Source organism: uncultured Gimesia sp., from assembly GCF_937910335.1.
Lineage (GTDB): Bacteria > Planctomycetota > Planctomycetia > Planctomycetales > Planctomycetaceae > Gimesia.
In genome coordinates, this window is sequence record NZ_CALEMX010000366.1 from 1 (window position 1) to 13,020 (window position 13,020).

Annotated in this window: 11 protein-coding genes and 1 pseudogene; 8 read left to right on the forward strand and 4 right to left on the reverse strand. The window is 47.9% G+C overall.

The genetic code is table 11. The features are described 5' to 3' along the window. The 8 genes and pseudogenes from Q0668_RS14660 to Q0668_RS14695 form a co-directional block, all read left to right on the forward strand. A pseudogene (locus tag Q0668_RS14660) lies at positions 1-361 on the forward strand (DUF1553 domain-containing protein); the annotation flags it as partial. 27 nt (positions 362-388) lie between these two features. Then, complete coding sequence (locus Q0668_RS14665) at positions 389-1,672, forward strand: DUF1501 domain-containing protein (protein WP_298865972.1); 1,284 nt, start codon at positions 389-391, stop codon at positions 1,670-1,672. Positions 1,673-1,891: 219 nt separating this feature from the next. Next, positions 1,892-3,961: a hypothetical protein gene (locus Q0668_RS14670; protein ID WP_298865974.1), complete on the forward strand. Its 2,070-nt coding sequence runs from the start codon at positions 1,892-1,894 to the stop codon at positions 3,959-3,961. Positions 3,962-3,997: 36 nt separating this feature from the next. Next, positions 3,998-4,879 (forward strand): hypothetical protein, encoded by an 882-nt coding sequence (locus tag Q0668_RS14675; protein ID WP_298865975.1) that lies wholly within the window; start codon positions 3,998-4,000, stop codon positions 4,877-4,879. A gap of 50 nt (positions 4,880-4,929) precedes the next feature. Then, the gene (locus Q0668_RS14680) at positions 4,930-5,223 is read left to right on the forward strand and encodes a (2Fe-2S)-binding protein (protein WP_298865977.1); all 294 of its coding nucleotides are present in this window, start codon (positions 4,930-4,932) and stop codon (positions 5,221-5,223) included. 39 nt (positions 5,224-5,262) lie between these two features. After that, positions 5,263-6,015 carry an ABC transporter ATP-binding protein gene (locus tag Q0668_RS14685; RefSeq protein WP_298865978.1) on the forward strand — a complete coding sequence of 251 codons (753 nt, stop codon included), beginning with the start codon at positions 5,263-5,265 and terminating at the stop codon, positions 6,013-6,015. 65 nt (positions 6,016-6,080) lie between these two features. Further along, a complete protein-coding gene (locus Q0668_RS14690) occupies positions 6,081-8,399 on the forward strand; it encodes an FtsX-like permease family protein (RefSeq protein WP_298865980.1) in 2,319 nt (772 codons plus the stop codon). A 2-nt stretch (positions 8,400-8,401) separates the two neighbouring features. Next, positions 8,402-9,763: an efflux RND transporter periplasmic adaptor subunit gene (locus Q0668_RS14695; RefSeq protein WP_298865983.1), complete on the forward strand. Its 1,362-nt coding sequence runs from the start codon at positions 8,402-8,404 to the stop codon at positions 9,761-9,763. Between the two features lie 18 nt (positions 9,764-9,781). Here the strand turns inward: Q0668_RS14695 and Q0668_RS14700 are convergent, their stop codons facing one another. The 4 genes from Q0668_RS14700 to nqrF all read right to left on the reverse strand — a co-directional run. Further along, complete coding sequence (locus Q0668_RS14700) at positions 9,782-10,345, reverse strand: Hsp20/alpha crystallin family protein (protein WP_298865985.1); 564 nt, start codon at positions 10,343-10,345, stop codon at positions 9,782-9,784. A gap of 246 nt (positions 10,346-10,591) precedes the next feature. Further along, the gene (nqrM, locus tag Q0668_RS14705) at positions 10,592-10,825 is read right to left on the reverse strand and encodes a (Na+)-NQR maturation NqrM (RefSeq protein WP_298865987.1); all 234 of its coding nucleotides are present in this window, start codon (positions 10,823-10,825) and stop codon (positions 10,592-10,594) included. Next, a complete protein-coding gene (locus tag Q0668_RS14710; RefSeq protein ID WP_298865989.1) occupies positions 10,822-11,817 on the reverse strand; it encodes an FAD:protein FMN transferase in 996 nt (331 codons plus the stop codon). The genes nqrM and Q0668_RS14710 overlap by 4 nt, the downstream gene beginning before the upstream one ends. 58 nt (positions 11,818-11,875) lie before the next feature. Next, a partial coding sequence (gene nqrF, locus Q0668_RS14715; RefSeq protein WP_298865991.1) for an NADH:ubiquinone reductase (Na(+)-transporting) subunit F occupies positions 11,876-13,020 on the reverse strand: 1,145 nt, incomplete at its 5' end.

A 13,020-nucleotide genomic window follows, 5' to 3' on the forward strand; every position in this document is an offset into this window, starting at 1 on the left:
CAAAAATTTGACGGGTGAAGATAAAAATCTACGCAAAGAAATCATGCAGGTTTTTGATATGAATCCTTCGCTGCCACAGGGTGCTCTGGAAGGATCGATTCAGCAGGCATTGCTGTTAATGAATAACGCCACTCTGCAATCCAAACTCTCCGCAAGCGATCTGAAGAAAAAACTGGTAACGATCTCTGCTGATGAGGAAATGGTGCAGGAACTTTACTTAAATGTACTGGCCAGACATGCAACGGATCAGGAAGTTGAGCGAAACGTGAGCTTTTTGAAAGAGTCAAAACAGCGCCCGGAAGCCATTGATGATCTGATCTGGGTGCTCATCAATTCCACGGAATTTCGTACGAAACGATAGTCATTTTCAAACTGAGGAACAATTAAAATGCAGACAGATGCACTCTTACATCTGAACTTAAATCGTCGTGGCGGAATTTCAAGAAGAAATTTTTTGCAGGCAGCCTCGTTAAGCGTCGCCGGCTCTACTCTGTTGAGTCAGTTCCAACTGAACGCGGAAGAGTTGAAAAAAGAAGGGCGCTCCTGCATTCTAGTCTGGCTGGCAGGTGCGCCAAGCCAAATGGAAACCTGGGATCCCAAACCGGGCACACAGAACGGCGGCGAAACCAAAAAAATCAGTACACAAACGCCGGGTGTCGAGATTGCCCACTACTGGCCTAAGATGGCATCTGTCATGAATGATGTCGCGTTGATCCGTTCGATGACGGGAAAAGAAGCGGCACACGAACGGGGCACCTATCATCTGCATACAGGCCATCGCATGCTGGGAATTGAACGGTTCCCCCACTTCGGTTCTGTAGTTGCCAGAGAGATTGGTGATCCTCAATCCGATATTCCCAATTTCGTCAGTATCGGTCAAACCCTGAGTTCCGGCTTTCTAGGAGTTCAGGTGGCACCGTTTATTATCGATCGACCCGGTCAACTGCCGGCGAATGTTTTCAACAGCACTCCCGAATCACGACAACAACGCAGACTGGCCTTATTGAGTCAGCAGGAAAAAGATTTCACCGATGCCGGAGCAGAAACACTCGTTAAAGAAAACACAAAGTTGTACGAAAAAGCCAATTTGATGATGAAATCACCCAAGTTGAAAGCGTTCAAATTCGATGATGAACCCACTAACATGCAAGAGGCCTATGGAAAATCGCAATTAGGACAGGGGCTTCTCGTCGCGCGGCGACTTGTAGAAGCAGGCGTCCCTTTTGTCGAAGTGCGCACCGGTGGTTGGGATATGCATAACAACGTCTTTAAGGGTATGGAACGGCGCGCTCCCGATGTGGATCAGGGTTTATCTCAACTGCTCATTGATTTAAAACAACGCGGCTTGTTAGAAAAAACGCTGGTACTTTGCATGGGCGAATTCGGACGAACCCCGAAAATCAATGCACGTCCACCGATTCCGGGCCGAGATCACTGGGTTAAAAACTTCAACCTGCTCATGGCAGGTGCCGGCATCAAGGGGGGGCAGGCCATCGGTAAAACCGATGAAAATGGTCAGGAGATCGTTGACTCACCAGTAAAGGTCGATGACCTCTTCCGTTCAATGTGCAAGGCCATGCAAATCAATGCCGACATGGAACTACACACTCCCATTGGGCGTCCTGTGAAACTGGTTGAAAGCGGCGAAGTGATTAAAGGCCTCTTTGGATAACCCTCCGCAATATCTGCTGACTTTCAGAAATAGTTCGTCTCGAATCATCCACTGAAAGAAACCAGGCTTAATCAAAAACAAGCCTTAAAAAGACTTGGCAGTACTCCTTGACTCAACGTATGATAAAGGCAGGTTCAACGAGAACCGGCGGTGATCTAAAAACCGCCTTAACCCCTACCTCCATTAAACTTACGACATATTGTAGATACAGGCAGAATCATGACAGGCATTGCTGTTCCTTGTCCCCAGTGTAAAAAAAAGCTCAAACTCCGCGATAAAAGTTTGCTCGGAAAAAAAGCGCGTTGCCCCAATTGCAAACATGCATTCGTTCTGCAACTACCAGGCACTACACCCGAACCCAAAGCATCTGTCCCTGTGCAGATCCAGACAGCATCCGATCAGGCTTCCAAAAAACAGATAGCAGCGCCCCTTGAAAGACCTGTTCAACCAGAGATTACTCAGCAAAACCAGGAAGTAAAAATTGAATTAGCGCAGCCTGCCGCTCCGACGGTAGGAACCTCTGCCAAATGGATCCCCGATGATGCGGTAGAAACTCCTCAACCAGCGACACCACAAAATCAGTTTCCGCAAATTGATACATCCACAACCACAGCCGCAAAAACAGAACCCTCTTCCCCGATCATTAATACCGGTCAACCGGATCCGATTCTTCCCAATGTCAAATTAGAATCCACTGATAATGCTGGTGTCGCGCGGCTCCGCGAATTACGCCGCAAAAATGCAAAGCGAAGAAACTTTTCCATTTTGATTGGTCTGACCTTTATCATTCTGATCGGCATCGGCGGTTATTTTGCCTGGCCGAAGGTGCAACAGACGATCGCAACGAAACCACCCGCACCCGTTCCGTCAAAACCGGTTCCTCAAAATCCTAACCCGGCTATTGCCCTGATCAACCAGAATCAAGAGCAGATTCCCAGCCCCACCGCGGGAAAACCGATTCAACTTCTATACGTACCGGCGGGAACCCGAATCCTAATGCATTTGAGACCAGCCGAGCTCTGGACCCCCGGTTCGCAAGGAGAAGAATTTCGCGCCTGCCTTGGTCCCGTGGGAATCTGGGCCGAGCAAAAAATTAAAGAAATCTGCCTCAAAGAACCTGCACAAATCAGTGAAGTCACTTTTTGCCTGATTTTAGGAACACCAGGTGCCCCCCCGGAATATGCTGCCGTGGTTCGGCTGACAGAACCTGTAAAACGCTCGGAACTCATTTCGCAATTCGATGGACAGCGACTGGATGACTATAGTTTTCCCGTCTATTCCGGCGACAAACACTCTTCGATGATCGTGGATAAATACACCTACGTAATTGGTCCTCCGGGAGAAGATCGTGCTGCAGAAATGGCAGAATCGCGCGAAATTGAAAGCAGCACCTCACCTGGAATCGAATCCATTCTGAAAGAATCCGACCGGGATCGACATTTCACCATCGTCTTCGATCCGAATGAAGTCCGCCGCCAAAAGGAAGTGCTGGTCCCAGAAAAAGTGTACCCCTTTTTGATTCAGCTGTTAGACTGGCTCGGCGATGATATCGAAACGATTGCCTGGAGCATGCACCTGGGTCAGGAAGATTTTTATTCTGAATTTCTTTTCCGAAATTCCACAATGGTTCGCGCCTCGAAACTGGCCACAAATATAAAGGAACGTCTGGATCAACTTCCACAAGAGATTCTGGAAGGTGTTCAGAAAATGAATCCGGGCACCGTAGGCAGCCGAAAAGTGATTGGCCGCTTTCCCGCCATGTTGAAAGCATTTAGTATGGCCAACCAACAGCAGGCTGGCGAACGCTACGCTCAACTGGTCAGCAAATTACCAGAACGCGCTGGACCGAATCTGGCGCTGGCCAGTTTACTCACCTGGGATGAATCAACGCGAACCGATTTTTCCGTCAAAGCCAAAGCTAAAACAGTTCCGTCAGCTGGTCCCAAATTACCTGCTCTGATCGTAGATCGGCTCAAGCAGAAAATCGAAATTGATTTTCGACGTACCCCTCTGTATGAAACTTTTGATTATATTGGTGAGGAAACGAAAACGAACCTTGTTTTGGATGGCGAAGCGCTGAAACTGGTGGGATATACCAAAAATATGGCTCAGACGATGAATTTAGGAATGGTTTCCGGATTGGATGCAATCCAGGCGATTTTCAATGTCAAAGACCAAGATCAAATGTGCCTTATCATTGATCAAAACAAGAAGACAGCCACGATCACCACCAAACCTTATGCGAAACAAAATAACTTAAAGATCTTCGAGTTTCCACCAAAAAAATAACGTTTCACGCCAGTTATCGTCCGAAGGTGATTATAAATGGATGTCACCACGTTTCAATGTCCTCAATGCCAGACTGTGCTCAGACTGCGCGGCAAACGGTTAGCGGATTCCACTTTTCATTGCCCCGATTGCAATCAGCTCCTTCAAATATCTCAAACAGCCGAGGGATCGTCTGAAATCAGTCTGATCACCGCGGCCCCCACAGACAAAGCCGATTCTCCCCTCTCTCTGAAAACAGATTCATGGATTCAGACACTACGTCGCGGGAGCAGAAGTTTGACTTCGAGTCCCGTGCTCATTTCCTGGATTGTCGCCGGCAGCGGAGGATTTCTGATTCTGCTGATGCTGCTCAATGATCATAATTCTTCTGAAAAAATGACAACCCTGAACCAAACCGCTACGGTATCAGAAACTCCCACACCCCTTCCGGCCGCGACTGAAAATCTTGAACATCCCGACATCAAAGAGCAGCAGCCCGCGGTCCCAGCTCTCCCGGAACCCGAACCCATCGTTCTAGAAAAACCTGTCACCCCCCCACTGCCGATAGTGGATCAGGAATTAGTCGCCGTCAAACCAGAACACACTCCAGCCCTGGTAGCAAAGAAACCTCAACCAGCGGCCCTACTCTCCCCGGAAACAGATGTCACAGTCGCCTTGCAAATTCCCATCATTGAGTTTCGCCAGCCTGAAGCCATTCCTCTGAAAAAAATGATCCGACAATTGGAAGAAATGCTGGATACCAAATTTCAAGTCGCGGAAAATATCCAAAGTGACTCGCAGCTGCTCGACACGCCGATCTCGTTTTCACTCAAAAATACCACACTCTCCATTTTATTAAAGCAGATATTAAGTAAAGCGGCACTGACATTTACCGTGAAATCAAATAAGATTCATATTCAGAGAGTAGAAGCTCTTTGAAAACGATCCCATCAACTCAAATGTGAGCTAAAACGAAATTAGAATTCACCGTGAAACTCGACGACAAAGTCTGTTACTGTTTTCATATCAGTAAGCGCAAAATCTTGAACCATCTCCGCATCCATCGTCCCAGAAGGGCTAGCCAGCTGAGTGAGTGTGGAGGCGCTGGAACGGGTTGTGGCTGGTGTGTGCCTTACTTAAAACGTTACTTTGCAGAGTCTGAGGAATCCGGATCTCCTGACCCCAGCGATTTACCCCAGACCGAAGAGGCCATCACCGCGGAAGAATATGCGCAACAACGAGAGAAGTATATTGAAAGTGGAAAAGGGGTTCCACCCGCTTAGAGACTGCGACAAAATTTAATCTGCTCAGAGATCACTAACATGCCCGGACCCGATGCGGAAGTAGTACCAGCTAATCTCATCGAAGAGAAACCAATACTACTTTCACTGAAATCTATTTCCAAAACCTACACAACAGGAGATGTCTCAGTCCCCGTTCTGCATCATGTAGACCTTGACGTCTTTTCCGGTGAATTCCTGGTCATCGTTGGTCCCTCCGGCTCTGGAAAAAGTACCTTGCTCAACATCGTAGGCGGAATTGACGTCCCCACAGAGGGCAGCGTTTCTTTTCGTGATCAAAATATTTCTCTCTTCAACGAACAGGAACTCACCCAGTATCGCCGAAAGCATATCGGGTTTGTGTTTCAGTTTTATAATCTGGTTCCCACGCTCACTGCTAAGGAAAACGTGATCGTCGCCGCGGATATCAGTCAATCGCCGATGTCTGCGACAGAAGCCCTGGAACTCGTCGGCCTGGGAAATCGGGTTGATCACTTCCCCTCGCAACTCTCAGGTGGAGAACAACAGCGCGTCGCTATTGCTCGCGCGCTGGTCAAAAACCCCGATTTACTGCTCTGTGATGAACCCACGGGCGCACTGGATCTCTCCACCGGACGCATGATTCTGGAAGTACTCGGAAATTTGAATCGGGAACTGGGAAAAACGATTGTTATCATTACACATAATTCTGCCATCGGACAGATGGCACAAAGAATCGTTCGCATCGGTTCCGGCACCATTGCCGAAACGAAACTCAATCCAGATCCGATTGCTGCGAGGCTAGTTACCTGGTAATGAAAGTACTACACAGGAAATTACTGAGAGAACTATTCGCTGCCAAGGGAGTTCTGTCAGCAATCGTGAGTATCATTGCTGTCGGCATCGGTTGTTTTATTGCGATGTCTTCGACGTATGACAATCTGGAATATTCACGTCAAAGCTACTATCGACTGTGTCAGATGGCTGATTTTTCTGTCGAGCTCAAAAAAGTACCCGTGGGTAATCTCACGACACTCACGAAAATTCCCGGCGTCATCAATATCCTGCCTCGCATCGTCTTTGAAGTGACCGCTGCCCTGGAAGGAGTCGAAAAACCCGTTTCAGGAAAAGCGGTTTCCATGCCGGCCCATGAAAATGCCTCGATCAATCGGATCGTCATCAAACAGGGCAGTTACTTCACCGATCAGAGGCAGGAAGAAGTAATTCTCAATGATGCATTTGCACGCGCTCACAACCTGCGACCCGGCGATCGTATTCAGTTAATTCTCAATAATCGACTACAGGATCTCTTAGTTGTCGGCACCGCCATCAGTTCTGAATATGTCTACTTGATTGGTCCGGGAGGACTGGTTCCCGAGCCGGAAAGTTATGGCGTTTTTTATTTGAAACACAGCTATATGGAAGACGTCTTCGGTTTCGAAGGCGCTGCCAACCAGATTCTAGGACAGTTAGCACCTGAATTTCAAAGCCCGAACCGGGTACGTCAGGTTCTTGATCAACTCGAACTCAACCTGGACGACTATGGAGTGATTTCAAAAACTCCGTTAGCAGAACAATCTTCGCATTGGTTTTTAAAAAGTGAAATTGATGGGCTGAAAGTCAGCGCGACGATTCTGCCGACGATCTTTCTGATCGTAGCAGCGCTGGCTTTGAACCTGCTGATGACACGTATGGCAGAGCAGCAACGCACGGTGGTCGGAACGTTTAAAGCGCTGGGATATTCCAATCGAGAAATGTTTCTGCATTTCATTCAGTTCGGGCTCCTGATCGGTCTAGCAGGCGGATTCCTGGGTGTCCTCATCGGCTATTCACTGGCAGGAGGCCTGACGGCACAATACCGACAATTTTTCGAATTCCCTTCATTAACAAACCAGCTTTATCCGCGGATCATTCTGCTGGGAATGCTGATCAGCATTTTCTTTGCGGTCCTGGGAACCTTTCGCGGTGTCCGCTCGGTCGTCCGACTCTCGCCAGCCGAAGCCATGCGACCCAAACCTCCGCTGCGCGCCAGACGGATTTTGCTGGAAAAGTGGCGCGCATTCTGGAATTCTCTGGATTTTCGCTGGCAACTGGTTCTACGAGACATCTTTCGTAATCGAACGCGCACTCTGGGAGGCGTGTTGTCTGCAACCGTAGGCGCGATGCTGCTCCTGGTGACATTCTCGATGTATGACGGCGCCTTCGCCTTACTGAATTTTCAATATGACAAACTCCTGCTGAGTGATATCGATATCGGCTTTAAAGACGATCGTGATTATTCCGCGTTTTACGAATCACAACAGATCAGCGGCGTCGACTTTGCTGAGCCACTCTTTCAGGTTGGTTGTACCTTGAAAAACGGAATCCATGAAAAGAAAGTGGCCATCTCCGGAATTCTCAGCGATGCCCGTCTGACGATTCCCCGTGATACGGAAGGAAATCGGGTTATCGTTCCTCAGACCGGTATTCTGGTCACTCGCAAGCTGGCAGACATTTTGCAGATAAAAGCAGGGGACTCGCTCCAGATGATTCCCGTTGCCGGCGACCGCGTGCAGAGACGCGTACCGGTGATGAAAATTATTGACAGCTATCTGGGATTAACCGTCTATGCCGATTTTCATTACTTGAATCGCCTGATGGGTGAAGCGAATTCCCTGAACAGCGTTCAATTGAAAACTAAACCCCAATCAGCGGCCACGCGGCAGATTTATCGACAACTCAAACAGTTACCTGCCATCCAATCGGTCAATTCCATTCGAGATCAGAAAGAGAAATTACAGGAAGTGTTGATCGATCAGATGGTCGTGATGATTGTGGTGGTGATCGTCTTTTCCTGCCTGATTTTTTTCGGTAGCATTTTGAACGCGTCTCTGATTTCTCTTTCAGAACGACAACAGGAAATCGCCACACTTCGCGTGCTGGGTTACACGCCTGCCGAAGTCGGTTCGATCTTTCTAAGAGAAAGTCTGTGCGTCAACCTGCCGGGAATACTCTTAGGTTTACCCGCCGGTTACTGGGCTTCCAAAGCTATCAATATTGCCTACGATACCGAGTTATTTCGCATGCCTTTTACGATTACCACGATGAGCTGGATCTATACCATCCTGCTGGGAATCTTATTTACACTGATATCACATTGGCCGGTACAAAAAACCATTCAGAACATGAACTGGTTGACGGCTCTAAATGTAAAGGAATAACCATGTCCCGAAAAACGACAATCATCATTGTGATTTTGCTCAGCGGCCTGGGAATTTTTTACCTCGCATCACCGGCGACTCTGCCCGTTGATGTAACCACCGCGGAAACAGGCGAGGTCAAAGCATTTGTGGAGGAACGTGCGAAAACCACGCTGCCCCGAGTCTACCGCATTGCCATGCCATTAAATGGTCGTGTTCTGCCCATCAAGGTTGCGGAAGATCAGAAAGTGACGCAAGGTCAGGTTGTGGCTGTGATGGAAACATTTGACCTGGAAGCAGAAGTGGCCAAAGCTAAATTTCGAGTAGAACAATATGCCCGAAAAATCATTGAGCAAGCTGATGACAGTCTTGAAGACAATTCGCTGATTCAATTTAATGAGTTTCTAAAATCAATGAATCTGACGGTCGCTGCAGCCAGTAAGCAACAAGAGGCCAGCCTGGCCAAATGGCAATTTTCCAAAGATGAGTTTGATCGTAAGTACCAGCTCGTGAAAAAAAGTGCCATTTCAGAAAGTGAACTCAATGAATCTGATCTGTTTAAAAAACAGAGTGAAGTCGATTATCAGAAAGACATTTTGACATGGCGCTCTCTGCAGGCGGTTCAAAGTGCCATGCAGATTGGAAAAATTTCGATCCAGAAATATAAAGAGAAAAAAGAGCTTAGCGAAGCAGTCTTACATGAGGAACAAAAAGAAGCACGCGCACATTTGAAACAGTTAGAGCGCGATCTGAAACGGGCCACGATGCAGAGCCCCATCGACGGAACGGTTCTCACGAAATATTATTCCAACGAACGAACGTTATCAGCGGGCGAAGTATTACTCGAAATCGGAAAACTGGAAGATCTGGAAGTCGAGGTGGATGTACTGTCTCAGTATGTGGGAAATATTCGAATCGGTGCGCCCGTTGACATCGAAGGACCCGCCATTGGAGACGAACCAGTGCAGGGAAAAGTAAAACGCATCTACCCTAAAGGTTTCACAAAAATATCTTCACTGGGAGTCGAGCAGCAGCGCGTCAAAGTCATTGTCAGCTTTAATGAGAATATCTGGAAACAGTTACAAGCGCAAAATCGAGAACTGGGAACCGACTTCCGCGTGCGGGTCAAAATCTTTACCGAGATCAAAAAAGACGTTGTTAAAGTTCCCCGGTCGGCCCTGTTCCGTAATGGCTCCGGTCAATGGCAGGCCTTCCTCGTACGAAACTCCAAGACGGTCCTGCTCAATGTAGAGCCGGGCGTCATGAACGATTTCGAAGCCGAAATCCGCTCAGGAATCAAAGCCGGAGATCAACTGATTATCGCCCCCGGCATGAACCTGAAATCCGGCACTTCAGTTGACGTCCATGTGATAAAGCAACCCTGATCATCTTTCAGGCCAGAATCAGACGCCAGCTTCCTTTGTCGTTTTGATCGGAATCTGTCGCGGCTTTACGGTGGAAGACTTCTCTAACATCACAGTGACAACCCCATTTTGAACAGTCGCTGTCACCTGGTCAGGATCAACGGCAATCGGCATGGGAACCGATCTCCGAAACGTTCCTGAAGGCCGTTCACTCATGCGAACTGTTTGACCGCTCGTCGCTGTCGCCCCAGTCTCTCTTGCGCCTGTAATCGTCAGCATATTACCTGCCAGTGTGATATTGATTTCGTCAGCCGTCACTCCGGGCAAATCGAAAGCAACCTGTACCTGTTCTTCCAGCTCAAGCAGATCGACCCGCGGAATCCAGACCGCTTCATTTCCAAACATGCCCAGCTTATCCAACGCACGCTCCCCCTGCTCCACTGCAACACCCAATAATTTATCGAATTCAGATCGTAAACGTTCAATCGAGTTATGCATGCCCGAGGTCTCGCTCTTCTTGCTTTGCTCGGCTTGTGTTTCCTCCACCGCTTCTTCTTCAGTAGAAACGTGAACGGGGTCAGCCTGATTTTCAGTGGTTGACATGGTAACTTCCTCTCAATATCGATGATATCGGTGTGATTCAGAAACTTCTGATGTTATTTTCTTGCAGGTCCACTCTACTTTTCAGTAGTGAGATTTTCAGTAGTGAGACCTGATTCCTGCATTGTCTCACATCTCATTCGAACTACCAGTAAAAATATTGAAATTTTTCCGGCATGATTTTTTCGGCAAGCCGTGTCGAAATAGAATCAAAGCACAAACAGGACGTTCCGAGTGAAACCCTCTGGGTTATTTTACTTCATCGCCCGGACAGGAATTCGCGGCGGTTACTTGCTCGCCCTGATTCTCCTTGATATCAGAAACAGAACAACCGCCACAGGCTGAGCAGTCTTCAGCTCCTTCCATATTGGCAAGGCCTCCACAAGAACCTTTGATACAGCGATTACTGAAGATAACACCGACGGCCATTCCGGCAAAAGCAAGGGCAAATATACCAAGGGCGAACAAGACTGTAGACATCATGGTTTGTTTACCTCTCCCAGTAATTCCTGCCAGCGTGGGGAAAAACGCTCTGTAAAACCGTTTTCTGTTTTCACAATAAAATAAGCAGCGATGTTCCGGTCCTTGGCCCAATTATACCCCGCTTCCGGCCCCAATACCATCAGGCATGTCGCCTGAGCATCACAGTTCATACAAGTTTCTCCAACAACGGAAACCGAAGCCAGTGAATGTTTCACGGGGCGACCTGTACGGGGATCAATCGTGTGCGAATACGTTGTTCCCTCCACTTCAAAGAAATTGCGGTAGTTACCGGATGTGGCCATCGACAGGTCAGCAAGTGAGACAATTTTCTGCACAACTCGTGTCTCACTCACCGGTTTTTCAATTCCAACGCGCCAGGCAAGCCGTTTTTGATTGTGTCCCCGCGCCCGCATCTCACCACCAATTTCCACCAGATAGTTTTCGATGCCCTGTGATTCCAACAAGACACCAACAGCATCGACGGCATAACCTTTGGCAATTGCCGACAGATCAAGATACACATCAGGAATCAACTTCTTTAAAGCGGGTTGATCGCGTCTCAATGCGATATGCTGGTAACCAACACTCTTTCGGGCCGCTTCAATGCGGCTGGTTTCGGGAATCGTTTTTTTACCCGGATCCGGGCCAAAATGCCACAGATTCACCAGCGGGCCCACCGTCATATCAAACGCGCCCTCGCTCTCTTGGCTGATGTTGATCCCCGCTGAAACCACTTTCACAACTTCAGGCGTAACCTCAAACCAATCGTTGGACTGATTTTGATTGAACCGCGATAACTCTGAGTCTTTGATGTAAGTCGACATTTGCTGATTAATATTCTGCAACAGCTGATCGACTTCTTTTTTGAGCAGCGCTACGTCGACTTCCGCGGAAGCCGAACTGCTAATCGTAATATGGAACTGAGTCCCCATTGTGGGACCCTCGAAGTGCAACTTACTTACAGAAGCCGTCTGGTCAGTTTGACAGGCCATGCACGTAATGCATACCAACAGCAAATAACAAAAACGTCGCAACGGAAAGTGCTTCTGATTAACCAAAGTCATCATAGCGGATGTTCTCCGGCTCTACGCCCAGATCATCCAACATATTCCGTACAGCGGACAACATCATCGGCGGACCACAAATATAATATTCACAGTCTTCTGGCGCGGGATGTTTGCTTAAATACTCATCTAGCAACACCTGATGAATAAATCCCTGTAAGCCATCCCAGTTATCTTCCGGCACGGGATCAGAAAGCGCGATGTGCATTTTGAAATCCGGAAAGTCCTTTTCAATCGCCCGGAATTCATCTTCGTAGAACATTTCGCGCAAACTGCGGGCACCATACCAGTAAGAAACTTTTCGGTCGGTTTTACGTTCTTTATACAACTCATAAATATGTGATCGAAGCGGAGCCATACCAGCACCACCACCGATGTAGATCATCTCTGCTTCCGTTTCGTTAATGAAGAATTCTCCATACGGACCAGAAATTGTGACTTCATCACCTGCTTTTAAATCGAAAATATAGGAGGACATTTTACCCGGAGGCGTTCCCTCAGGTGAACGAGGAGGCGGAGAGGCAACACGCACATTCAGCATGATGATGCCTTTTTCACCAGGATAGTTAGCCATCGAATAAGCACGAATGGTTTCTTCATCTACTTTGGATTCAAACCGCCATAGATTAAAATTGTCCCAATCCTCTTTATATTCATCGGGAATGTCAAAATCGCTGTATTTAATATGGTGTGGTGGAGCTTCAATCTGAATAAAACCACCCGCTTTAAAAGCGACATCTTCGCCTTCCGGCAATTCCAGAATCAACTCTTTGATGAATGTGGCAACGTTATCATTCGATCGGACTTTACAGACCCACTTTTTGGTTTCGAAGACTTCGGGCGGTACTTCAATTTTCATATCGCCCTTCACGGGCACCTGACAGGACAAGCGGCAGCCTTCACGGACTTCACGGTTATTAAAATGAGAACGCTCGGTGGCCAGAATATCTCCCCCACCGGACTGCACTTTGACTTCACATTGGGCACAAGTTCCACCGCCGCCACAAGCAGATGAAACGAAGATCTGGTTTTCGGCAAGTGCACTCAACAACTTACCACCAACGGGAACTTCGATTTCCTTTTGTTCGTTCACAGTAATTTTGACATTACCTGAAGCAACCAGCTTTGATT